The sequence below is a fragment of the Aliiroseovarius zhejiangensis genome (genome assembly GCF_014656375.1).
GTDB lineage: Bacteria > Pseudomonadota > Alphaproteobacteria > Rhodobacterales > Rhodobacteraceae > Aliiroseovarius > Aliiroseovarius zhejiangensis.
The window spans coordinates 1-21,922 of record NZ_BNCH01000012.1 but is presented as its reverse complement, the minus strand read 5'-3'; the positions used below and the strand labels follow the sequence as shown (position 1 = coordinate 21,922).

Sequence of the window (21,922 nt, the reverse complement as noted above, 5' to 3'; positions counted from 1 at the left end):
ATCAATCCTTAAGTTCTGCAAACTGAAGCGCGACAACTGCCCCACCAAAATCATTTGGGACGTCGACTTCCGAGTGATCTGGGAAGACAAGCGCGCCGTCGTTGAGTTCCATCACCATATTTGCGTAGTACAGTCCCATGCCCATGCCCTCTGGCCTTCTTGTGTAAAAAGGGCGAACAAGTTCGGAAGGTAGGTCGCGGAAGCCAGGGCCTGTATCAGAAATGATGATGGCGGGTCCATTGTCAAAGTCTTCATCGATGCCGATGTAGAGCGAGCGCCCCGTATCGTCCTCATTCGGCCACTTCGCACGCATCCAATAGATAGCGTTGTCGATTATGTTGGTTATGGCCCCTAGTGTTAGTCCGAATGAACAGGAAACCATAACTTCAGGAGCGTCATCTTCAACGGCGGGGCAAATTAACTTCACATTATGGTGCCTAAACCGCATCTTGTTTAGATCGCGCGCCCTTCGTATGAGCTTCTTGAGATCGGTTGGCTTACGGTCTTTCTTACGCAACAGGTCGGAAAAACCGTCGAGTAGCTTCATCATCTCTTCCACTTGAGACGCTATGCTTTCCAGCTCAGGATGGTTTTCCATATTCTTATAAAGTGACCGCACCCCTTGCTCGATCTCGTGGAAAACCACGGCTAGGCTAGTACCTGATATGCCGGTTGATAGAAGCCGATTCTTCATTTCAACGTATTCGTACTCAATACGGTCCAGCAATGGGTCAATTTTACCAGACAGATTGTTCTTACTGGCAATAACGCGAATCTTTGAGACGGGCTCCATAATACTTCGGACTTCTGGGTCTTGTGCCTCTCCTAAGAGTTCCCGAATAGCTTTCCTGTCGACCTCACGCTCTCTTTGAAGTGGATCGATAGCTCCCAGAACCAGTTTCCTAAATCTTTCATAAGCTTCGTTCTCGATGAAGCCTTCACGGTTGGATTTTTCAACTAAGCTGGAGCTACTGTCTTGGTTGATGGAAACATGTCCTACAACGATATTGCGACTAAGTCCGCGTGTTGGATTATTGACGCGCTTCAAATCAAGCCCGAGCCAATCATTGCTCCGCTCACCATAATCGTAAACGCGGATGCCATCGCGGTAGACCCGTATCCCCCCATTTTCGTCCAAAAAGTCTTTGATGAGCTTTGTCTCACCCATTTGCTTTGCAATACGTGGAGTCAGGTCAAACACGTAAAACTCGCCAGATATCGGACCAATCCCTTCGATTGACTTCAGATCAGCGATCACTTTGCGTAGACTTGTGGATTGTGCTTTCCCGCTGAAAAGAGGATCGTCATCCTCAGCTTCTGGCGGAGGCACCAAGAGAGACACTTGTCGCTCTTCAACGTCTCTTGCCTGCCGCTGGATGCCAGGAATGCCTCTAAAGCTGTAATGGTAGCAGAAACTCTCGCCATCAAACTCGAACGTGTATTTCCATGGTGCTCGCTTCAGAAGCTCTGTTGGTTCAGGTAGCCGCTCGATCCATTGCGGAACATCAGGGACCTGCAGGATAGCTTGGAAGTCGTCTCGGCCAACCTGTCCGAATGGCGAGGAGATCGATGTTATTTGCCGATACAAACGACGGACCTCACCACGCGTCCAGCGCTTGTCGCGAAGCTCCATAATTTGAAGTTCGGTACCTGTTAGCTCTCCTGTAAAGACTTCTGGATCGCGTAGTTCGATATCAACTTCGGCATCAGACAAGAACTCATGCTCGATCATTTTATTCCAGTCGATATCTACAACGACCTCTTGCTCGTGCTTTGCACGGGTAATCATGCGGATCTTGTTGCCAAGCTTGTGAACCGACAATCTACCCAGCCCCTTAGACCCGAGAGGCAAGCGCCCTTTTTCTGTCCGTTTTTTCTTGGAGAGCTGTTTCTCTTTGTGATCGTGGGCAATGACCAGCCAAATATCCTGGACTGTATCCACCGACATACCTGAGCCATCATCGGTTACTCTGATGGTGGGATCGTCTGATCCTATGCCGGCGATTTCTACAACTACTTGGGATGCATCTGCGTCGTAGGCATTCTTGACAAGTTCGAAAACAGCAAGTCGTGGAGTGCCTATCAACTGATCTCCTAGATGCTGAAGAATTCGAGCTCTAGGGCGAAAACGTCGGTCTATGTCTGTTTGCATGTGGTGTAGAACCTTGGATTTATCAGACGTAAAATAGTCCCGACGGTGACAAAATTGTACGCCACCTTAGCGGCTTAACATTGGTGGCGAAAGCTTACTTACATTATCGTCGGTTATGCTGCAGCCGAATAGAGTTGTCACTGGTTGTGCAAAGCTCGAATGTCCGAATGCTCAAACCAATTGCTCCTGCCGACTGGTTCGATAAAGTCCAAAAAGTCCGTTGTGCTTAACCCGAAACTGGCTTCGCCGCTTGGTCACTGGAGCAGGCGTGTCTGCTTTCTCCATCTTAATCCCGGGATCATAGTACACCGCGCCTGAGGCCAGCGCCTGCAACAGAAGCAGGACATCCGTTCCCTCACAAAGCTCGACGCGCGAACCGTAGCTGTATTCCGGTGGCGGCGCGCGCATCAGGGATGGCACATAGACAGCCTTGGCATGTTTACGGTTCCAGTGACCGATCACGCCTTTGAAGCCCCACGAGGCAGCAACTACGTCTGCGCTGTCGATCAGCGCGATCTGCCCGTCCACATCAGTGATCTTACCATCATCGGGATCGAACCCCTCCAGGACCAGCTTCAGACCCGTATCGGCGTGGAAGTCTCTGCCGTTGGCATAGACGCCCCCGAAATTTATCCGGCCTTCCTTGCCTGACTTGTCGGGATAACCATACCGGCGCAGAAAAGCCTCGACGCCGTCATCCCGATACAGACCACCTGTCGGTTCGGGCGTCATCAATGTGACTGGGCTTTTCGCAAGATATTTCACGAAATCCCGTACGCCGTACTGTTTGACCTCCCAGCCCAGATAGTCCGGTTCTGCGTATCCGTTGGGTGAAATGCCAAGTTCTGCCTCCAGGGTGTATCCGCCGCCATTCCGCGCGTTGTAGGGCGCAGCCACCCCGCTCTTGCCCATCTTCTGTGACGGCACCCAGCCTTTGGCATGGATGCGGCGCAGAGCATCGAGCAGCATCTGGCGGGAGCTTGCCCCCTTCTGCCGAAGCGATTGCAGATCAAGGAAGACACCCGAGGCTTCCAGGATATCCACTTTGTCAGCCAGAGCCGCCGCTTCCGGGGTTTCCCTGCCGACAACATGGCCGATAACTCGCCCGTCTGGGCAGATGCCAAAGAACAGCACCCGCCCTTCATCGCGTGATCGCATCAGCGGTGCTGGCGCACGCGCAGCGCCGCGCAGAAAGCCGGACATGCGCACCTCAGGGTACTTGGGGTACAGGATCAACTGAGCATCTGGCGCGGGCGCGATGCCTTGTTCGTCCATCCACCAAAAATCGACTGGCGCTTTCGCACGATCCCGCACAGACCCTGCGACCTGACTGCCGTCCTCTTCGATCTCGCCATGCGGGATGATGTTCAGCGCACCAAACCCGCCGCCGAGATAAACCTGGTTCTTGGAGTTGTCATTCGGAGCGAGCTGCTTGGCGTAGAAACGCGTCGCTCCATGAGCTGCCATCTGATCGAGAATGCGAATAAGGGGGTCAGTCAATCCATTGGCCTTCAACACAAAACTGCTTTGTGTCAGAGGACAGCCAGAGAGAAAGGGAGTCAATCACTTCGGGCAAAGGCCGCTTGCCGCGCCCTTTGAGGGCACATTCCCATACGATACCCACTCTCCAGCCCACGTCGAGAAGGAAGCCAATAGCCTCGGCGTCACGCCGGGCGTTGCCGTTGATTTTCTCGCGCCAGAATTCCCGTCGGGTTTGTGGCCAGCGGAACATAGGGCAGTCATGCCGGTGCCAGAAACAGCCATGCACGAAGATCACGGCGTGATATTTTGGCAGAACAAGGTCAGGTCTGCCGGGAAGGCCCCTGCCCTGTAACCTGTAGCGAAACCCTTTGGCGTGCAGCCCGCGCCGGATCATCAACTCCGGCTTTGTATCCTTCCCCCGGATCGCCGCCATGTTTCGACGGCGCGCGTCAGCAGAATGAACGTCAGCCAACCTTTTGCAGCCGGGGCTGATCCATCAGTTTCAGGACGTGCGGCAGCATCAGCCGGGCGACTTCCGCAAAGACCGGCACGGCTACGGAGTTGCCAAACTGCTTGTAGGCCTGAGTATCCGAAACCGGAATCCGGAAGCTGTCATCAAATCCCATCAGCCTTGCGCATTCACGGGGGGTCAGGCGGCGGGGGTTTTTGCCTTCACCGCGACTGACAAGGATTTCCGAGCCATCTTTATAATAGCGCGCAGACAGCGTCCTTGCGATGCTGTCACCATCAACAAGGCCAAACCCGAACCCGTTGCCTTTGGCGCGGTGCTTGGCGGCATAATCCTGCAGGTACGTCCATAGCTTGTCTGAGAGCGTGTACTTGTCACTGACCTTCGCATCCGGCCCAACCGTGAAATGCCCCTCAGGGGCTTCAGTCCCGTTCTCCGGATGCAGGATATCCCTCATACCCCTGCCCTGCCGACCCGGCAAATGCAGCCCTTCAAAGCTGAAATCAGTTTTCTCCCGGAAACCGACCATAACGATCCGTTCCCGGTGCTGTGGGACGAAGTTGGCCGCATCGATGATCTGCGTGTGCAGCGTATAGCCCAGCTCTTCGGTCAGCGCGCGCCGGATCACTTCGAATGTCTTGCCTTTGTCATGGCTTTTCAGATTCTTGACGTTCTCCAGCATGAAGGCTGCCGGACGGTGGTGCATCAGGATGCGCAATACGTCGAAGAACAGCGTACCCTGGGTTTCATCGAGAAAGCCATGCGCGCGTCCAAGTGCATTTTTCTTGGATACCCCCGCGATCGAGAACGGCTGGCACGGGAACCCGGCCACAAGAACATCGTGACCTGGGATATCTTGAGGGTCTACTTCGCGGATATCACCTGCGATGGGACGATTGTCCGGGAAATTGGCGTGATAGGTCTGTTGAGCGAAACGGTCCCATTCGGATGTGAAGACACAACGCCCCCCTGCCCCTTCCATGGCTTTGCGCAGTCCGCCGATCCCCGCAAAGAGGTCAATGAAAGAGAATGATGCGTTGCTGTCATGGCGCTGTCTTGAGCGCACTTCCATCCGAAGCAGTTTCACTACAGCTTCGCGCGGCACTTCCTCACCCCGCTTCCAGCGGTAGAGGTGGCCTTCGGAATATCCCAAAGCTTTCGCGGCTTCAGGCATTGACCAGCCACTCTGCGTCAGCAGCATCTCAAATTCTGTCATGTCAGGTCAGTTCCGCTCTGTGATTATCCGGGAATTTTTCTGACACTGTGCGGTTAATATTACCTAAAGGCAAGAACATTTAGAGAATACTATAGCAAGAACCACGCCACAGCATTGGTCAGTGGATCACGCGACTGAAGATTTCAGCCTCGATACGCCGCCCACATGCGCTCAATAAGCTGTCCCTGTGTAATTCCGAGAGCTTCAGCTTCAGACGCTATCGCATCACCCACTTCAGGGAGCACTTTGGGGTGCAGTTGATGTGTGCGAGGGCTAGGTTTGCGGCCAGGCTTCTTGCGGGGTGTCCTGTCTAGGAACCCCCGCGCCTCTCCAACCTCATCCACACGCCTGACCTCTTCAACAGTCGTGTCCTTCGGGCGCGCCTTGAGGCCTGCAAGTCTATTTGAGCCGCTCATAAACAGCCTCCGCGAATGCTTGGGCGTTGATCAACGCCTTATCCACTTTACCGCCTGTCATCATCTCAGGGTCATTCATCATCGCGGTCAGATCGCCGCCATAGGCAAACAGTTCCGAAAATGCCGCGCGTGCTACCAAGGATGGCTCGATCACGTCGATCCCTGCCCCTCTGAGCTGCTCTTCCAGCTCCTTCTGGACGCGGCTTTTGACTGCGGCACTTGTCTTGGTCAAAACCACGGCATGCCGGATCGAACGCCCAAGCGCCTCTTCTTCTTCTCGTACCAATGCCAGTGCTTCGGAGCCAATCTCTGCGTCGAGAGCGGTCGGCTGCATCGGTACGATCACCAAGTCCGCCTGGGAAATCGCACGACTTACAAGCTGGGAGGCAACCCCTTCCAGGTCCACAATAACGATTTTGCCATCGCCGTCCGCGCTCCGGATTGTTGGAACAATCTCTGAGCGGCCAATCTCATTCTTGAGGGTCACACCTTTGGGCACGCCGTGCGATGCCCATCTGGTCAGAGATTTGTTCGGGTCGCAGTCCAGTACTGTGACATCCGCTCCCATTCGGGCGAATTCAGACGCCAGAAGTACAGCGCAAGTTGATTTACCGACCCCGCCCTTGGGGCTTGCCATGACGATAACGGGCATTGCTCGATCCTGCCGCCTTGTTGTTACCGGATTTATATCCTGTACCGGAAAAATATCCAACACCTGATTTAAATCCATAACCGGATTTATTTCTATTACCGGTTTTTAATCCTACGGTCTCCCGCGCTTCTCGAACCATTTCCGGCAAAACCCAACAAAAGCCCGATCAGCGTTACGAGGAGGCTCCACACACCAGTCGCGCCACTCGCGTTCAAGAAAGCGTACATCCCATCCAGGAGCAGCATGGCGCGCTTCTTCGTAGGTATCCGACTGCAAAGGAGGAATACTGCCTTCAACGAGCGAAGCAGGGGACATCGTGCCGCGATTGGTGAAAACCACCATGTCGGCTTCATCCTCAAAGGTAACGTGGTAATCCGGCAAGTGGTCATGCTCTGCGAGCTGCCGGATCATCTGCCGGAAGCGCTTCTGAGGGCTTTGAGAACCAGTCTTGAGAAGCAGTTTGGCCAGCGTGATACGCCAAGATTTCTGTTGGCCACAGTGCTTTCGAGCAATTTCGTACACCCGCCGTTCAATCGGCTTACGCAGACGGAAGTAGTCCCTGTGCAGCGTCAGAACCTCTTCGTTTCGGATCGCGTTGAAGACCCAATCCGACAGCTTCACCTCGCACCACAGCAGGCGACCGTCGAGACCATGCTTGCGGCGGATAGAGGAAGCGTCGATCAGGCCGAACCCATCGACCTGTTCTTCGTCCCCGGTCACAATGTTCGTCCTGATACGGGTTCCTTCAAGACGGTCTAGGGCATCAAGAAGGGACTGATACTCCCGGCCACTTGTACCGCGATTTGTGAAGATAAGCAGCTCTCTGGAATTGATCCGAACACGGGGCGAGACCGGAAGGCCCTCTTTCAGTTTCGCCATGATCTGGCTGATGCAGTAGATCAGAATGTCTTTGTCGTAGATCGTTGCGAGACCCTTCACACTGGGCGTGATCTGCAGCCACTTATTGCCATTCTCGTATCGCTTAACCGTCGTTTCCGGCTTCTTTGAAAGCGAGTAGAACGGATGCTCCATATGTTGCATCACGTCCTTCAACACGGCGTCAGCAACATCGCAGATGAAAAGGTCATGCTGCGGGTGGCGATCCGGAAGGAGCGGGGCGAGGGCGTTCGTGTTATCAGTTACCATGGGTCCACATTCGTGGTTTTAGTTACCGCAGTCAAGATTCGTGTTATCAGTTACCCAAAGCAGGATTTTAGTTACCAAGATTCGTGTTATCAGTTACCGAACATCATAAGAAATCTTTAAATTTCAAGTGACTACGGGTAATCTGCTCACCCGTAACACAGATTCTAACACATATATAACACCCAGCCTCTCAAGTTCAGACAATCACCGACCGCGTTTCACCCATTACCTCTGATAGAACACGCACGCATCGACACCCGTGGTTGTCGTGGTCCAGGATGCCCCGAGGACAGCGCATGTGGACGCGTTGCTGGCCAGGAAACGAGGAAGCGTCACCGTCAGCACTAGGGCCACAACCAATGCACCCAGACCAAACCAGGGCAGGCGGCTTTTGAGATGATCCACTTTCTGTTCCCGTTCGAACACCTCTCGATAGGCTTTGGACCTGTCATCTTCCGATTTGGCCAAGGCCCCGATGGTCTTGTCCGTCTGGACGCCAAGGCGTCTGACAATCTCAGTCATCGCGTCAGCGGTTGCGCCCAGGTGGCTATCGAGTGTCTGGCCAAGAAGATCCCCGTACTTTTTCGGGTTGGTCTGGTCCCGTGCGGCGAAGGCCGCGATCCGCGCTTCTGTCGCGACCTTGATCTGCTTGTCCGCCACGGCGGTCAGATCGTCGATCCTATCGGACATGCTGGCGACAGCCGTTGCCATGAGATCAAGCGTTTCGCGCAGATCATCGTCGGAGAGGGCAGGGAGGTCGGGTTGGTCTGGCATCGGGAGGCGTCCTTCGGATTACTGGTCCTGCGGGACGAACAGCCCCTTGAACTCGGGATCGGCATAGTAGCGCAGCTTTTGCGCCACGGCGGTGGCTTGCCCTTGCACGCGCAGAAGCTGGTTTTCCGGGCGGAGTTGCATGATTTCATCGGGGGTCAGCAGATCGCGTCCCGTCAGGTTGTTGCTGAAGCTGGGGCCGTCACCGGGCTTGAAGCTATCGGTCTGGAACCCGGCAGTTTCCTGTCCCATCATCTGGCTCAGCCACTTGGCCGTCTCGAAATCATTCACCCCGAAGACCTGCTGCACCCCGGCATTGGCAATGAAGGTGCCCGCGCGTTCGCCGTAGAGGTCCTTGAGCTGGCTCATGTCCTGCAGGATCGGCCAAAGTTGGAGGCCATATCCCGCCATCAGCCCCATGGCGCGCTCCACGGCCTCCAAGCGGCCCAGAGCGGCAAATTCGTCCAGGAGGAACAACGTGGGTGTCTTGAGGCGCTGTGTGTCCCCCTGAGCGCCTGAGGGGTCGCTCAGGGGCCTCACGGACGCCTCTGCGTCCCGTGCAATGTCCTGAAGGGCCTGAGACACCAGAAGGCGCAGCCAGCGGCTGTAGGCGTCCATCCGGTTCGGAGGCAGCACCAGAAACACCGAGGTGATCCGGTGACGCAGATCGGAGAAGTGGAAGTCCGACCGCGACAGAACTTTGGCAATACGCGGGCTGTCCAGAAAGTGCGTGTGGCGCTGCGCGTTGGATAGCACCGAGGCGGCTTCGCGATCTGCCTTGCCGAGGAAGCGGTTGGCGGCGCGGGCGATCAGCCCGCCTGCCGCATCGCTGTCCTGCATCAGCTCCAGCAGCGCGCGCAGCTTTTCCGGGGGCAGGGTGAGATATTCCCGGACGGTGGCGAGGGTCCGGCGGTCGCGGTCCTCATGGCAGACGCAGAACATGATCAGCCCACCGAGGATGGCCTTGGCCTCCTCGTTCCAGTGCGCCTCCGTCACCTGTCCCGGCGGGTCCATCACAAGTGCCTCTGTCAGGGAGGCCGCATCCTCGCCCAGATCGAGGCTGTCCGGTGTCAGCCGGTCGAGTGGGTTGTAGGCAGCAGACGGCATCCCGGAGACCTCAAATGGATCGAGGACATGGACTGTTCCGAACCGCCGCCGGGCTTCCCCGGCGATCCGGGCATTTTCGCCCTTGGGGTCGATGACCAGAACCGAGCGCTCCGCCGCCAGCAGGTTGGGGATCACGGTGCCGACGCCTTTCCCTGCCCGCGTAGGGGCGAGGGTGATCAGATGGGCGGGACCATCATAGCGCAGCAGCCGTCCGGTGTGCGGGTTGCGCCCAATCAAGAGACCGTCTTCCCGCTGGAGCTTCTTCAGCTCCTTGCGGTTGGCGAAGCGGGCCGAGCCGTGGCTGTCGCCGGTCAGTCCGAAGAAGGCGTCCGCGCCAGAGGCCATGCGCCAGTACTGGAACCCGAAGATACCACCGACAAAAATGAACGGGCCGAAGACCAGCCACTGCCATGCGCTTTCGCCGGGTGGCTGGTCGAAGAAGGCGAAGACGAAGGGCGTGGCGACGAGTGCTCCGATCATCGCGCCGAACAGGACAGCGCCGATCATCCAGCCCAACAGGATGGGCATGAAAATCAACCGACCGAAGAACCGGAACAGCCCTCCGAAGACAAGCATTACGCCCCGCATCAGGACGGCGTTTCCGGATCAGAGTTGGACGGAGCAGGGGAGGGGGTTTCCCAGTCCGCGAAGGCCTTGAGGTCCTGTTCGCGTGGCAGGTTGCGGATCAACCGGTCGAGCATGGCGGCAGCACCAGAATCCCGTTCCGCCAGGTCCATAAGCGCCCCGCCCAGGATCACCTTGCGCCGCGTGTCGAGCTTGCGCTGTCTGGTGGCTTCCCGGTTCTTCAGCGCCTGAAGACGGGCCTTGGCCTGGGCGTATCGTTTCTCGGCCCGTTCGAGTTCGGTGTCTGCCAATGCGCGTCTCCATCTTTGAAAAGAGCAGGTGGACAGGTTGGTCTTGTCAGATCGAGCGATAGCGCTTACCCGTAGGCCTGTAAAGGACAAGGGCGCACTTATGCAAACTCTCCACCTGCGGTTCCGAGATTTGCGTGCGATCTCTCTGGGGCAAAGCCCCGGCCGATGGCCATCCCCTTCGCTGCGTGCCGCCGCGACATGGAAGGGCGCGCTGCCCCTTCCAAACCATCCCAGCCCAACCTCAGCGGTTGGATCGCGTCCCGCAAGGTCGCGCCAGCGTCTCGTCCGATGCCCTACGGTGGGGGCCGGTCTGCCGCTGGCGTCTCCCTTGCGGGAGGTTCGTGTCGGTGCGAACGCGCACCCCGGCAGACCTGACGGTGCCGACTCGAACCGGGTTTGCCCCCGGCAAACCGCCAGTGATCTGTCCCCATATCCCGCCCCCCATGAGGCTGGGGATCTGGGGGCAGTTCACTGGCAAGCCCACGCCTCAGAGGTGCGATGCACCCCTTCGGGCGGGCTGTCTTTGCCACTTGTACCACGCCGGGGCGGGGCGCAGTACATCGGGGAAAAGACGGCTGACCCGGTGGTCCATGTTTGCGCATGGGCCGGGGTCAGCAGCGGCGCGCTTTGTCGTCATCTGCATCACGGGCGAGGGGAGGGCGCATGGCAAGCTACCACCTCTCCGTGAAGACGATCAAACGCAGCGCCGGGCGCTCCGCCACGGCGGCAGCGGCCTACCGTGTCGGGGAGCGCATCGAGTGCCAGCGCGAAGGTCGCGTCCACGATTACACCCGCAAGCAGGGCATCGAGGAGACCTTCATTCTGACCCCCAAGGACGCCCCGGACTGGGCCTCGGACCGGTCCCGCCTCTGGAACGAGGTCGAGGCCAGCGAGACCCGTCGCAACTCCGTCACCGCCCGTGAATGGGAGCTGGCCCTGCCGTCCGAGATCAGCGCCGAGGACCGTTCCCAGATCACCCGCGACTTCGCCCAGGAGCTGGTCAGCCGCTACGGCGTGGCCGTCGATGTGGCGATCCATGCGCCCCACCGCGAGGGCGATCAGCGCAACCACCACGCCCATGTTCTGACCTCCACTCGCAAGCTGGAAGCCGGGGGCTTCACAACCAAGACGCGCGTGCTCGATTCCGCCAAGACCGGTGGCGTCGAGATCGAGCAAATGCGCGGTCTTTGGGCCGAGTTGCAGAACCGCGCGCTGGAGCGTGTCGGGGAAGTCGAGCGTGTCGATCACCGGTCGCTTGAGAAGCAGCGCGAGACGGCGCTGGATCGTGGCGACAAGCTGACTGCCGAGGAACTGGACCGCGACCCGGAGCTGAAGCTGGGGCCAGCGGCCAATTCCATGGAGCGGCGTGCAAAGGTGATGGCCGAGCGCCAGGGCCGGGAATACATCCCGGTCACCGAGCGCGGGGCCGTGGTCCATGCCGCCCGCCAGGCGCGCGCCGCTTTCCGCGAAATGCGTGAGCGGCTGGATATCGCGCGGGAGACCTACGGCATTGAGCGCGAGGCGGGGCAGGGCCGTGTTTCCGCCGGTCTGGCGGCACTCCGGGCCGCGACGTCGAAAGAACGCGACGGGCGCACGTCGGACGATATCCGTGAGCGGTTGTCGCAGGTCGTGGACCGGTCACGGGACCAGGACGACACGCCAAAGCCGGAAGGTCGCAATTATGCGCGGGAGCGTCTGAAGGAGATCATGGAGAAGGACGCCGGGCGGGATGGCCAGGCGGCGGTTCACAAGCTGGATGGTCACAGCGAGAATGACCTTGGCGAGGACACAGGGCGCGAGGCGCGCAAGCCGTCCGTTAACGAGCGCCTGAAGGACGTACTGAACAAGCCGCGCGAAAAGCTGGAAATTGAGGAAGAGCGCGATCAGGAGAAGGAGCAGGAAGTCGAGAAGGATCGGGACATCGACCGCGATCCGGGCCTCAGTCACTGACGAGGCGATGAGACGTTGTTTCCCCGTTCTTCATGGGAATGCTCGCCTGTGAGAACCCAATACCGACAAGGAATGATATAACTCCAGTTGCAGTCTTGAACTCGCGCACCCTGATCGCATTTTGCGTCACGCGCGTCCTGGCAGTGACAAGGATTTTCTCCTGCCCGTCGTTCCCGACCGTCCGCATGATCCATAGACCATACCAGCTTGGCCCCTTGCGTTCAGGATCGGCTTTGCAAAGCACTTCGACCGCGTGTCCCTCCTCGGCAAGCGCCCGAAGGCCTTGTTCGGTTGTGACATTTAGTTCGAGGTCAGTCGTCTGGTTCATCGCGCACATCGATAGAAACAATCATGATCTTCTTCTGCCCGAATCTAACTAAGGCATCAATCGTATATTATCGAATTAGGTATGGCTCGATAGAGTTCAGTGATCCCGGCAGTGTGCCGGTCTCGCTGTGTGCGATAGTCAGGTCAGGGGATCGACGGGCTGACGCCCGCTCACCCCAACCCTGACAGTTTCCAAATCCTGTTGATCCGCCTGCCATCCTGCCAGGTCCGAGAAAACCGGCAAGCGCCGCCTATGGCGTCGGTTCCGGTCGAGAATTCCGGTTCCTCCCACGCGCAGGCGCGCGGGTCCCTCCCAAATTCACGCCCTCCACCCGGTTGTCACGGCCCCGCCAGGCCGCAGGACGGGCTTTGCCCTTACCTGCTCTGCCCTTCGGAATGCATGGGCATTCCAAAGACCAGAACAGGAAGGCCCGCCCATTGGCGGAAAGGGGAAGAGACCCGGCCCGCGTTACGCGAAGGAGGGTCACAAATGACCAAAGAGAAGTTTGACGTTTATTCCGATGTCACCAATCAGATCATTGCGCAGATTGAGGCGGGAACGCCGCCCTGGCGCAAGCCGTGGACCGGCGGCGGGGCATCGGTCAGTCTGCCGGAACGGTTCAACGGTGAAGCCTATCGGGGCATCAATATCCTGATGCTTTGGGCCACAGCGATGGCCAAGGATTACAGCTCAGCCCGCTGGATGACGTTCAATCAGGCCAAGCAGCTTGGGGGCCATGTCCGCAAGGGCGAGAAATCCGCAACCGTGGTGAAATACGGCACCGTCGAGCGCGAGGACGAGAACGGCAAGGAACGCCAGATCCCCTATGCCAAGGCCTACCGCGTGTTCAATGCCGACCAGATCGAGGGCTTGCCCGCTGAATTCTACATCCTGCCCGATCCGCCCCGTGATCTTGGCACCGTGGCCGATCCCGAACTGGCGGCTTTCTTTGCCGCGACCGGCGCGCAGATCGACGTGACCGAGGAGCCGCGTGCCTATTACAACATCAGGACCGACCGCATCCACATGCCGCCGGTTGGCACGTTTCATCGGGCGGCTGGGTATTTTGGCACCCTAGCCCATGAGACAATTCACTGGACAGGCGCGACAAAGCGGCTGGACCGCTTGGGCCGGTTCAATGACCGCAAGGCCTATGCCTTCGAGGAGCTGGTGGCTGAAATCGGAAACTGCATGCTGTGCGCGCAGATCGGGGTGGAGCCTGAATTCGACCAGAGCGCCGCATATGTCGAAGGATGGCTGGAGGCGATGAAAGAAGACAGCCGCGCGATATTCCGCGCCGCATCTGAGGCGCAGAAGGCCGTGGATTACATCATGGACCGCACCGCACAGTTTGAGCGGATGGCGGCAGAGTAACGGCAAGTGCGGGCAAATGATCGGAGCCCCCGTCAGCAGACGGGGGCTTTATTGCGTGGCGGTTCAATTACGATAATGGGGCGTTTTCAGGGTCGGCGCTTCGTGCGACAAATCAAAGCCTTTTTTGCTCAAACCGGCTTCAGACTATGATCTGGACTAGCATGACGATGGCCATGCCCATCATCATCAGGTTTTCGGTGAGGCTCACGAACCCGAGCGGCACGTTCGAGTTGCCGCCCACGCAGGCGCATTTCAGTTCCCGCTTGTCGATATAGACGGCCTTGATCACGCTTGCGGCACCCACCGTGGCGATAAAAAGCGCCGCAGGAGCGGCAAGCGGGGTCAGCAGCATGCCCGTCATCAGGATACCTGCCCCCGTCTCAACCCACGGATAGACATAGGCATAGGGCACCCACTTCCGCGCGAGCAGGTCGTAGTTGAGGAACATCGTCGTGAAGCCTTCGATGTCGCGCAATTTCTGCATACCCAGCAGGATCATCGAGACGGAGATGAACCAACCGAGCGTCTGCCACGAGATCGTGCCGAGAAAGCTGATGGACAGCGCGAGCGCCGTCGCGGCGGCGACCGCGAAGAGGTAGATCACCGGCGTGTAGGTCGTCGCGTCGGGATCGTAATCGGTGAGCTTCTGGCGCAGGGCATCATAGCCACCGACGCGCTTACCTTCGATCCACACTTGCGGGGTCGTAGGGACGCCATATTCCTCTTTGAACGCATCCACTTCGGGGCGCTCGCGGAACAGTCGATCATCGACATCATAGCCTTTGGACTTCAGAAGCCAGCGCGCTTTCTGCCCTGCCGGACACAGATGGTTCGGCAGTGCCATGCGGTAGAGAACGGCAGTCTTTCCGGTCGCGGCGGTGACAGGGTCGGTCGTTACGTTTGCAACGTCGCGAGTATCCTTTGGCATGATTGGCTTCCTTTGTCTCAGGGTTCTGTTCGAGATGTGCCGGGGGCCGCATCCCCATTTTCTTCAATGTCTGCGATGTATCGCTGCATTTCCGCGATCTCGCTGCGCTGTGCCTCGATGATTGCATCGGCCAGCTCGCGTACCCGAGGGTCGGAAATATTGGCTCGTTCGCTGGTCAGGATCGCGATGGAATGGTGCGGGATCATCGCTTTCATCCACGCCACGTCGCCCACCGTGTCCTGCGACCGAACGAGGTAAATCCCGGCGGCAAAGGCGATGGCTGCGCCTGCAAAGATCGCGATGTTGGTTTTCCGGTTGGAATACATGCCCAGCATGAAAGCGAGCATGATGATCGCCATCATCCCGCCCATGTAGAGCGCCATCCACATTCGCGTCTGCGAGAAGAAGACGTGATCGAGGGCATATGTGTTGAGATACATCAGGCCATACATCACCACTGTCGACGTGCCGATCATTGCAAAGAACCGGCCATAGCCACTGCCTTTGCCGGTTTTGCTATCATGATGCGCGTTGTGCGAAACCATTGTAGTGTCGTCCTGATGTGCCATTGTCTGCCTCTTCAATATACCCATATGGGGTATACAACGAAAATGTCAGCCAAAGGTTCCAAAAAAGGGAGCGCCGCCGCATGAAGGCCAACAAGGATAAAACGCTGGACCGTCTGTCACGGCTCGAAGGACAGGTGCGTGGGGTCGCCAAAATGGTCGAAAGCGACCGTTACTGCATGGACATTCTGGCGCAGACGGCGGCGATCCGGTCTGCGGTTCTTGGAGTCGAAAAGCTGATCCTCGAACAACACGCGGAGCACTGCGTCGAGGCTGCGATCGAAAGCGGCGACCCGGAAGAACAGCGCGCCAAGTTCGATGAGCTGATCGGGCTTTTACAAAAGGCGTCACGGTAAATTTTTAGTCGAGCGCTCGTCTTTGGCAGAACATCATTGAGACGGCCAGCGTGCCAGGCGTCACTGTCTGTTCGCCAATGCGTCGTGATGGTCGCGGATGTCCTGCGGCCATGTTGACTTGATGTAGCTGAGGACAGCGATGATCTCTTCATCCGTCAGGACGCCTTCATAGATCGGCATATTGGATTGGTAGTCAGGATCGCCGATCAAAGCCCCGGTCCCGTATTTGGTCAGCTGAAACAGCGTGTCGCCGTCATGGTGCCACGTATGCCCGGTTTCATCATGCGGCGGTGCAGGGAGCCGCCCGTCCGGGCCGGGCGACCGCCAGTTCGGCTGACCGTCGAGGTTCGCACCGTGGCACGAGGCGCAGTTCTCGACGTAGACCGCCTGTCCCAGTGCCACCACGTCCGGGTCGGACGGCATCAGCACGGTCTGGGCCGGTGCCGAGGTGCCCCACCCGAAGGCGAGGGCAGCGGCTCCCGCAAGAACCGCTGCCCCAAGACCGAGCGTCACAGTCCGGTTCACAGACCGGCCCGGTAGAAGACCTCGCCCTCACCGGCGTCGCCACCGAAGGCCAGCACGTCGTACCGCGCGGTCGGATCATCCCCCATGCCGGGGGAGCCGCCGGGCATTCCGGGGACCGCGATCCCGTCAATTTCCGGGCGTTCTTCGAGCAACTTGGCGAGAGCGGCGAACGGCACATGACCTTCGACCACATAGCCGTCGATCATCGCGGTATGGCAGGCCCACATCGTTCCGGGCACATCGTTGTCCAGCTTCACGCTGGTCACATCTCGGGTTTCCGTGACCTCGATGTCGTAGCCTTCCTCGCGGGCCAAGGCGACCCAAGCACCGCAACAGCCGCAGGTCGGGCTTTTGGTGACGTGCATCGTGCCGTGATCGGCCAAGCCGGAATGATTATCAGCGTGGGCCATACCAGCTGCGCCAAATGAGGCGAGACTAAGCGCAAGTGCGGCGGCGGGCGTGAAGGCGAGTAGTGTCTTGATCGGTTTCATGTCTTTTCCTCTCGATAGGATTACGCACGGGCAAAGCCCGTTCTGGTGTGATTGCAGATTTGGATGCTGCATCCCGATGGACGCAGAAGGGCATCACACCACGCGGGGTGGATCAAGAGGGCTGGAAGGCTCAATACCTGTCAGCAGCAGGCCAGCAACGAAGAATACATCCTCGCAAGTAGCGGGGGCGGCGTCATGTTGGCCCGCACCGGGAAGCAGCGCGGGAAGCGCATGGCAGGTCTGGGAGCGCTCAGAGCTTTCCGAACAGCAGACGGGCTGATCGTCGGCCATGTCATCCATCGCCGCGTGGCTATGCTCCACAACAGCCGCATGGCCCGCGTCCATCGCCGCGGAGACCGAAGCGGACAGCGCGACCATGACAACAAGAAGAAGCCGGGTTAAACTCATGGCACATACCTACATGGGGTATGCGGATACTTGCAAGCTGCAAGCCGCGATACATGCTGTCGCGGGCATAATGCGCGTGCGTATTTTCGACGGCCAGCCTCACCCGCTATTCTTCTCTACGCTTCATGCGCACCGATACAGAGCCGATGATCACCAAGAACCTCGATGACGCGACACTTTCCGGCATGGCCCGGATCGTCCGCGTTCGCCATCCGCGCCAGTTCCTCCCGAAGCTGCGCGAGAATTTTCATGCGCCGATCCACGGCCGCGAGCTGCTTGCGTGCGATCTCGTGGGCGGGTGCGCAGTCCTTTAACGGGGCTTCAGCCAATGCCATCAGATCGGCGATGTCATCGAGACCGAAGCCCAGTTCTCGCGCATGGCGCAAGAAGGCGAGGCGTTCGAGGGCGGCTTCGTCGTAGCGCCGTTGCCTGCCTGTCGTGCGAGCCGGAGACAGGATCAGGCCTCGGCTTTCATAGTAGCGGATCGTCGTCACCTTCACGCCGGTCCGGCGCGACATCTGCCCGATGGAGTATTCTTTCATCATTGCCCCTTGAACCTACAGTCGCTGTAGATCGTATCTAACTGAAAACGATACGAATCGAAAGGAGCCGTCATGGGTCATGGCCATCATCATCACGTCGATCCCGAGGCAGGCGACCGCCGCGTCTTCGCCGCCATCGCGGTCAATATGGGCCTGACGGTCGCGCAGATCGTCGGTGGCATCGTTTCCGGCTCGCTCGCCCTGATCGCCGACGCGCTGCACAACTTTTCCGACGCGATCTCGCTCATCATCGCTTTCGGCGCTCGCAAGATCGCGCGACGGCCACGGGACGCGGATATGACGTTCGGCTATGGCCGGGTCGAGGTCGTCGCCGCGCTCATCAACTACACCACGCTGATCGTGATCGGCCTCTATCTGCTTTACGAGGCCGCAATGCGCTTTGCCGATCCGCAGCCGGTCGAGGGCTGGCTGATCGTCATCATCGCCGGAATCGCGCTGATCGTGGACGCCGTGACGGCGGCGCTGACCTACGCCATGTCCAAATCCAGTGTGAACATCCGCGCGGCGTTCCTGCACAACGTTGCCGATGCGCTCGGCTCTGTCGCAGTAATTGTCGCTGGCACATTGATCCTTCTCTACGACTGGCGGCTGATCGACCCGCTCGTGACGGTGATGATCGCGGGCTACATTCTCTGGCAATCGTTCCAGGAAATCGGCCCGGTGATCCGTATCCTGATGCTCGGCTCACCACCTGATATCGAGACGGAAGCGGTGCTGGAGACCGTGCGCGGAATCGACGGCGTGACGGGCATCCACCACGCGCATTTCTGGCAGATGGACGAACACCGTGCGGCACTCGACGCGCATGTCGTCATTGCCGAAGGTCTTTGGTCCAACGCAGACGCGGTCAAGGAGCAGATCAAGGTGGCATTGTCAGACCGGTTCGACATCGAGCATACGACGCTGGAGCTGGAGTGCGCGCGCCACGCCTGCGACGACCCGGCTGAGTTCGGCGGGCGCGGCCATGGCGAGGAGCGGCACGGATGAGCACTACTCTGTGTAGCGCTCGCAGTTGTCGATCCCCGCCCCCGTCGCGGCGAGGAGCCGGTCCGCATCGCGGATCAGATTGGCGACCTGCCTGTCCGCCAGACGATACCGGACGAACCGGCCCTCGCTGCGGCGGCTGACCAATCCGCAGTCGAGCAGGCAGCGCAGATGGTTCGAGACGTTGGGTTGCCCCAACCCCGTATCGCCGACAATTTCCTGCACGTTGCGTTCGCCTGATACCAGCGCATCCAGGATCGCCAGACGGCTGGGATCGCCGAGGCCCCGGAAGAGCTTTGCCCGCAGTTCCAGAGCGTCGGCTGCCAAAAGATCGCCTTGCGCGTCGTTCGTCATCATATCATTATCCACTGATACGTTAGCGGCGAACCCTTTCGCCCGCCACCTTGAAGAGGATCGCACATGAGCCAAGCCGAGAACAGCACGTTGCCTACGGCATCCTCACCGATCCGGATGCGGGTGCAGGGCATGGACTGCGCCAAGGACGCCGCCGAGATCGAGCGCGCGGCCCGGTCTGCGGGCGTGGCCGATGGCGATGTGAAGGTGTCTGCCGCGACCCACGTCATGACATTGCGGATCGCGGAGGGTGACTTGCCGAAAGTGTGGCCCGCGCTTGACGCGACCGGCTACGGCTTCGAGAAGATCGAGGACGGCGACACATCCTCCGATCCGGCCTACAAGGACCCGAGCTATCGCCGCGCCCTCTGGATCGTGGTCCTGCTCAATCTCGGCTACGGCGTGGTCGAGATGTTCGGCGGGTTCCTTTCAGGGTCGCAGGCGTTGAAGGCGGACGCGCTCGATTTTCTGGGTGATGGCGCGATCACCTTTCTGGGTCTGCTCGCAATCGGCTGGAGCCTGGCATGGCGGGCGCGGTCGGCGATGATCCAAGGAGTGTTTCTGGGAATTCTGGGCCTTGGCGTTGTGGGCAGCACGCTTTGGCGCGTTCTCAATCAGACGACGCCCGAAGCCGGGTTGATGGGAGCCTTCGCAGTGGGCGCGTTGATCGTGAATATCCTTGCGGTCCTGCCGCTCCTGAAACACCGTAAGGGGGACGCGAACATGCGGGCGGTCTGGCTGTTTTCGCGCAACGACGCCATCGGCAACCTCGCCGTGGTGATCGCCGCCGGGCTGGTCGCATGGCTCGGCAGTGCCTGGCCGGACCTCATCGTCGCCTTCGCCATTGCAGGGCTGTTCCTGCATTCGTCGTGGATGATTATCCGCGATGCGCGGAGCGACTTGGCGGAAACATAGTGTTGTGGACCTTCATGAGCAGGCTGGTCACGGTCCGGCTGTCTGGGAGGACGAACCATCAGCTTACAATGGCCAATGGCAGTTGCTATTAATCACAATCCGACGATTGGTCACTGAACGTATGTCACATGACAATCATTAACCTTCTGTTATGCTGGTGTAATGACATCTGTTGCGGACACACACAGCCTAACTTGGCAGGTTTCGCCTGATCTGTTGGGTATCGTTAATCAGGCGGGAGTTTTCGTTGAAACGAACCCCGCATGGCAAGCCGTGCTCGGATGGTCTGAAGCCGAGATCAGAAGCATGGTCTTCACCGACTTTCTTCATCCCGACGATCTGGATCGCACGCTGGCGGTGTTCTCCACCATGAAGACGGGCGAGCCCGCTTTGCACTTTGAGAATAGGTATCGATGCAAAGATGGCACCTATCGGTGGCTATCTTGGGTTGCGGTCCCCGAGAGCGACATTTTTGTTTGCAGTGCGCGTGATGTGACACGGGAGAAAGCAAACGTCAGGGCGCTGCAATCGTCGGAGGACGAAGCCACCTTGCGGGAACAATTCATCGCCATTCTGGGACATGATCTGCGCAATCCTCTGGCGGCTGTCGGGTCGGCTGTCCGTATCGCTTCACGCCAACCGCATAACGAAGAAATCGCCGCGATGTTTGCTGCCATAGATGGAAGCGCAGATCGGATGGCGAAGCTGATTGACAGCATCATGGATTTTGCCAGAGCCCGTCTGGGGGGTGGCATCCCCGTTGATTTGAAGCAGATCGACAATCTCCAACACGGCTTTGAACGCGTGGTCGAGGAAATCAGCATCGCGCATCCTGAGCGACAGTTCGAGACGGCGTTCAAGTTTGATGGTGCATTGACGTGTGATGCGGCCCGGCTGGATCAACTGTTGTCGAACCTGGTTGCCAATGCCGTCACGCATGGGTCGCAGGATGAATCAATTTCTGTTGTTACGAAGGCAGTGGATGGTTTCTTTATGCTATCGGTTACTAACTCTGGAACGAAAATTCCCGATGACGTCATCCCAAATCTATTTAAGCCTTTTGAACGCACCGAAGAGGGCGCGTCTCTACAAGGGCTGGGCTTAGGACTCTACATTGCAGATCAGATCGCAAAGGCGCATTCCGGTGAGCTGACAGTGACATCAACCGAAGATCGTACAGTGTTTGAACTGGCTATCCCCTTGAGCAGAAAAGCTGACGTTGGTGCACATCGTAACATCGGTGACCCTGCGCTCTCCTGACATCTTCAGGAAAGCTGCAAACGATTGCAATTCAGATTGGAGCGGCAAAAACGGTTCTTTGCGCAACATACGACACGCCCTACCCTGGCTGTTGCAAAATTATGTTGCGAATTATCTTGATTGAGCAACAAGAAAGCGCAACAGTATTTGTATGAACTTTGGCTATGTGTGACCTTCCGTGATATTTGGCACATTTTCTTTAGGGTTAAGTGGCGTAGACTCGTGCTGGAGCCAGCGTAGCGGACATTTGCGCTTCATGCGGCGATCGTCGGCTTCGAGCCCATACCTCCCAATTGCTGCGCGAAGCACAAACGGGTTGGAAGCGCTGAAAGCCGACATCAACCGAGCCGCGAGCATGCCTCAGCTGCCAATTAGCCACCTCAGCTGACACCCCTTGAACCGGCCTTTGGAACTTGTCACAGCAAGACCAGTGCTCATCTTTGAGGGCTACTGACAACCGAAAAGCTATATAGCAGCCCTAAGAATGCGTCTTGCTCACCCAAGAGTCTGTTTGGTATCCGTTTTTCCAACATCACGCTGAAGCTTGCATATTTGTGCTGAGCTCTCGCTAAATCGTGCTGCCGGAGGGCACTAGAATGGATGAAGTCAGCGGTATCGATCTGGGCATTTTTTT

Annotated in this window: 24 protein-coding genes; 6 read left to right on the top strand and 18 right to left on the bottom strand. The window is 58.3% G+C overall.

Features of this window, described 5'->3' with window-relative positions; genetic code table 11:
- Nucleotide 1 precedes the first annotated feature (1 nt).
- From IE188_RS16500 to IE188_RS16460, 9 genes are all read right to left on the bottom strand, one after another.
- A complete protein-coding gene (locus IE188_RS16500) occupies nt 2-2,086 on the bottom strand; it encodes an ATP-binding protein (protein WP_229836951.1) in 2,085 nt (694 codons plus the stop codon).
- A gap of 237 nt (nt 2,087-2,323) precedes the next feature.
- Nucleotides 2,324-3,652 carry an MvaI/BcnI family restriction endonuclease gene (locus tag IE188_RS16495; RefSeq protein ID WP_229836949.1) on the bottom strand — a complete coding sequence of 443 codons (1,329 nt, stop codon included), beginning with the start codon at nt 3,650-3,652 and terminating at the stop codon, nt 2,324-2,326.
- Complete coding sequence (locus IE188_RS16490; RefSeq protein WP_191287624.1) at nt 3,645-4,106, bottom strand: very short patch repair endonuclease; 462 nt, start codon at nt 4,104-4,106, stop codon at nt 3,645-3,647. The genes IE188_RS16495 and IE188_RS16490 overlap by 8 nt, the downstream gene beginning before the upstream one ends.
- Nucleotides 4,099-5,319, bottom strand: a complete 1,221-nt coding sequence (gene dcm / locus IE188_RS16485) for a DNA (cytosine-5-)-methyltransferase (protein WP_191287623.1) — start codon at nt 5,317-5,319, stop codon at nt 4,099-4,101. Before dcm ends, IE188_RS16490 begins: the two co-directional genes overlap by 8 nt.
- A gap of 399 nt (nt 5,320-5,718) precedes the next feature.
- A complete protein-coding gene (locus IE188_RS16480) occupies nt 5,719-6,387 on the bottom strand; it encodes a ParA family protein (RefSeq protein WP_191287622.1) in 669 nt (222 codons plus the stop codon).
- Between the two features lie 111 nt (nt 6,388-6,498).
- Nucleotides 6,499-7,533, bottom strand: a complete 1,035-nt coding sequence (locus IE188_RS16475; protein WP_191287621.1) for a replication initiator protein A — start codon at nt 7,531-7,533, stop codon at nt 6,499-6,501.
- Nucleotides 7,534-7,758: 225 nt separating this feature from the next.
- Nucleotides 7,759-8,307, bottom strand: a complete 549-nt coding sequence (locus IE188_RS16470; RefSeq protein WP_191287620.1) for a hypothetical protein — start codon at nt 8,305-8,307, stop codon at nt 7,759-7,761.
- 18 nt (nt 8,308-8,325) lie between these two features.
- Nucleotides 8,326-9,987 carry a type IV secretory system conjugative DNA transfer family protein gene (locus tag IE188_RS16465; protein WP_229836948.1) on the bottom strand — a complete coding sequence of 554 codons (1,662 nt, stop codon included), beginning with the start codon at nt 9,985-9,987 and terminating at the stop codon, nt 8,326-8,328.
- An 11-nt stretch (nt 9,988-9,998) separates the two neighbouring features.
- Complete coding sequence (locus IE188_RS16460) at nt 9,999-10,286, bottom strand: mobilization protein (protein WP_191287618.1); 288 nt, start codon at nt 10,284-10,286, stop codon at nt 9,999-10,001.
- Nucleotides 10,287-10,949: 663 nt separating this feature from the next.
- Between IE188_RS16460 and mobQ the strand changes: the two genes are divergently transcribed.
- A complete protein-coding gene (mobQ, locus tag IE188_RS16455; RefSeq protein ID WP_191287617.1) occupies nt 10,950-12,236 on the top strand; it encodes a MobQ family relaxase in 1,287 nt (428 codons plus the stop codon).
- Here mobQ and IE188_RS16450 read toward each other — a convergent pair.
- Nucleotides 12,226-12,564 carry a hypothetical protein gene (locus IE188_RS16450; RefSeq protein ID WP_191287616.1) on the bottom strand — a complete coding sequence of 113 codons (339 nt, stop codon included), beginning with the start codon at nt 12,562-12,564 and terminating at the stop codon, nt 12,226-12,228. The two genes, mobQ and IE188_RS16450, sit on opposite strands and share 11 nt — an antisense overlap.
- A gap of 489 nt (nt 12,565-13,053) precedes the next feature.
- On the opposite strand from IE188_RS16450, the gene IE188_RS16445 reads away from it, so the two are divergent.
- A complete protein-coding gene (locus IE188_RS16445) occupies nt 13,054-13,938 on the top strand; it encodes an ArdC family protein (protein ID WP_191287615.1) in 885 nt (294 codons plus the stop codon).
- A gap of 139 nt (nt 13,939-14,077) precedes the next feature.
- Here IE188_RS16445 and IE188_RS16440 read toward each other — a convergent pair whose 3' ends face one another.
- Nucleotides 14,078-14,866, bottom strand: coding sequence for a MauE/DoxX family redox-associated membrane protein (locus IE188_RS16440; RefSeq protein ID WP_083350928.1), 789 nt, complete (start codon nt 14,864-14,866; stop codon nt 14,078-14,080).
- Between the two features lie 17 nt (nt 14,867-14,883).
- Nucleotides 14,884-15,435: a DUF305 domain-containing protein gene (locus IE188_RS16435; RefSeq protein ID WP_229836946.1), complete on the bottom strand. Its 552-nt coding sequence runs from the start codon at nt 15,433-15,435 to the stop codon at nt 14,884-14,886.
- 80 nt (nt 15,436-15,515) lie between these two features.
- Here IE188_RS16435 and IE188_RS16430 point away from each other — a divergent pair, with 80 nt between their 5' ends.
- The gene (locus IE188_RS16430; RefSeq protein ID WP_074637859.1) at nt 15,516-15,788 is read left to right on the top strand and encodes a metal-sensitive transcriptional regulator; all 273 of its coding nucleotides are present in this window, start codon (nt 15,516-15,518) and stop codon (nt 15,786-15,788) included.
- 60 nt (nt 15,789-15,848) lie between these two features.
- Here IE188_RS16430 and IE188_RS16425 read toward each other — a convergent pair whose 3' ends face one another.
- The 4 genes from IE188_RS16425 to IE188_RS16410 form a co-directional block, all read right to left on the bottom strand.
- On the bottom strand, nt 15,849-16,301 hold the full coding sequence (locus IE188_RS16425; protein ID WP_229836943.1) for a c-type cytochrome: 453 nt from the start codon (nt 16,299-16,301) through the stop codon (nt 15,849-15,851).
- Between the two features lie 8 nt (nt 16,302-16,309).
- A complete protein-coding gene (locus IE188_RS16420) occupies nt 16,310-16,804 on the bottom strand; it encodes a DUF411 domain-containing protein (protein WP_191287614.1) in 495 nt (164 codons plus the stop codon).
- Between the two features lie 93 nt (nt 16,805-16,897).
- Entirely contained in the window at nt 16,898-17,212 is a 315-nt protein-coding gene (locus tag IE188_RS16415) for a hypothetical protein (protein ID WP_191287613.1), read from the bottom strand.
- A 116-nt stretch (nt 17,213-17,328) separates the two neighbouring features.
- On the bottom strand, nt 17,329-17,754 hold the full coding sequence (locus IE188_RS16410) for a MerR family transcriptional regulator (RefSeq protein ID WP_191287612.1): 426 nt from the start codon (nt 17,752-17,754) through the stop codon (nt 17,329-17,331).
- A 72-nt stretch (nt 17,755-17,826) separates the two neighbouring features.
- Here IE188_RS16410 and IE188_RS16405 point away from each other — a divergent pair, with 72 nt between their 5' ends.
- On the top strand, nt 17,827-18,762 hold the full coding sequence (locus tag IE188_RS16405) for a cation diffusion facilitator family transporter (protein WP_191287611.1): 936 nt from the start codon (nt 17,827-17,829) through the stop codon (nt 18,760-18,762).
- Between the two features lie 3 nt (nt 18,763-18,765).
- Here IE188_RS16405 and IE188_RS16400 read toward each other — a convergent pair whose 3' ends face one another.
- Nucleotides 18,766-19,116 (bottom strand): ArsR/SmtB family transcription factor, encoded by a 351-nt coding sequence (locus IE188_RS16400; protein ID WP_191287610.1) that lies wholly within the window; start codon nt 19,114-19,116, stop codon nt 18,766-18,768.
- Nucleotides 19,117-19,179: 63 nt separating this feature from the next.
- On the opposite strand from IE188_RS16400, the gene IE188_RS16395 reads away from it, so the two are divergent.
- Both IE188_RS16395 and IE188_RS16390 read left to right on the top strand, forming a co-directional pair.
- Entirely contained in the window at nt 19,180-20,028 is an 849-nt protein-coding gene (locus IE188_RS16395; RefSeq protein WP_191287609.1) for a cation diffusion facilitator family transporter, read from the top strand.
- Nucleotides 20,029-20,190: 162 nt separating this feature from the next.
- The gene (locus IE188_RS16390) at nt 20,191-21,288 is read left to right on the top strand and encodes a PAS domain-containing sensor histidine kinase (protein WP_191287608.1); all 1,098 of its coding nucleotides are present in this window, start codon (nt 20,191-20,193) and stop codon (nt 21,286-21,288) included.
- Between the two features lie 434 nt (nt 21,289-21,722).
- Here IE188_RS16390 and IE188_RS16805 read toward each other — a convergent pair.
- Nucleotides 21,723-21,922, bottom strand: a 200-nt coding sequence (locus IE188_RS16805; protein ID WP_229836940.1) for a hypothetical protein, incomplete at its 5' end; no start/stop codon positions are given.

Excerpts from the sequence above, each read along its gene's own strand:
- dcm (WP_191287623.1), bottom strand. The coding sequence starts at position 5,319 with ATGACAGAATTTGAGATGCTGCTGACGCAGAGTGGCTGGTCAATGCCT.
- IE188_RS16480 (WP_191287622.1), bottom strand. The coding sequence starts at position 6,387 with ATGCCCGTTATCGTCATGGCAAGCCCCAAGGGCGGGGTCGGTAAATCA.
- IE188_RS16475 (WP_191287621.1), bottom strand. The coding sequence starts at position 7,533 with ATGGTAACTGATAACACGAACGCCCTCGCCCCGCTCCTTCCGGATCGC.
- IE188_RS16470 (WP_191287620.1), bottom strand. The coding sequence starts at position 8,307 with ATGCCAGACCAACCCGACCTCCCTGCCCTCTCCGACGATGATCTGCGC.
- IE188_RS16465 (WP_229836948.1), bottom strand. The coding sequence starts at position 9,987 with ATGCTTGTCTTCGGAGGGCTGTTCCGGTTCTTCGGTCGGTTGATTTTC.
- mobQ (WP_191287617.1), top strand. The coding sequence starts at position 10,950 with ATGGCAAGCTACCACCTCTCCGTGAAGACGATCAAACGCAGCGCCGGG.
- IE188_RS16450 (WP_191287616.1), bottom strand. The coding sequence starts at position 12,564 with ATGAACCAGACGACTGACCTCGAACTAAATGTCACAACCGAACAAGGC.
- IE188_RS16445 (WP_191287615.1), top strand. The coding sequence starts at position 13,054 with ATGACCAAAGAGAAGTTTGACGTTTATTCCGATGTCACCAATCAGATC.
- IE188_RS16440 (WP_083350928.1), bottom strand. The coding sequence starts at position 14,866 with ATGCCAAAGGATACTCGCGACGTTGCAAACGTAACGACCGACCCTGTC.
- IE188_RS16435 (WP_229836946.1), bottom strand. The coding sequence starts at position 15,435 with ATGGCACATCAGGACGACACTACAATGGTTTCGCACAACGCGCATCAT.
- IE188_RS16430 (WP_074637859.1), top strand. The coding sequence starts at position 15,516 with ATGAAGGCCAACAAGGATAAAACGCTGGACCGTCTGTCACGGCTCGAA.
- IE188_RS16420 (WP_191287614.1), bottom strand. The coding sequence starts at position 16,804 with ATGAAACCGATCAAGACACTACTCGCCTTCACGCCCGCCGCCGCACTT.
- IE188_RS16415 (WP_191287613.1), bottom strand. The coding sequence starts at position 17,212 with ATGAGTTTAACCCGGCTTCTTCTTGTTGTCATGGTCGCGCTGTCCGCT.
- IE188_RS16410 (WP_191287612.1), bottom strand. The coding sequence starts at position 17,754 with ATGAAAGAATACTCCATCGGGCAGATGTCGCGCCGGACCGGCGTGAAG.
- IE188_RS16405 (WP_191287611.1), top strand. The coding sequence starts at position 17,827 with ATGGGTCATGGCCATCATCATCACGTCGATCCCGAGGCAGGCGACCGC.
- IE188_RS16400 (WP_191287610.1), bottom strand. The coding sequence starts at position 19,116 with ATGATGACGAACGACGCGCAAGGCGATCTTTTGGCAGCCGACGCTCTG.
- IE188_RS16395 (WP_191287609.1), top strand. The coding sequence starts at position 19,180 with ATGAGCCAAGCCGAGAACAGCACGTTGCCTACGGCATCCTCACCGATC.
- IE188_RS16390 (WP_191287608.1), top strand. The coding sequence starts at position 20,191 with ATGACATCTGTTGCGGACACACACAGCCTAACTTGGCAGGTTTCGCCT.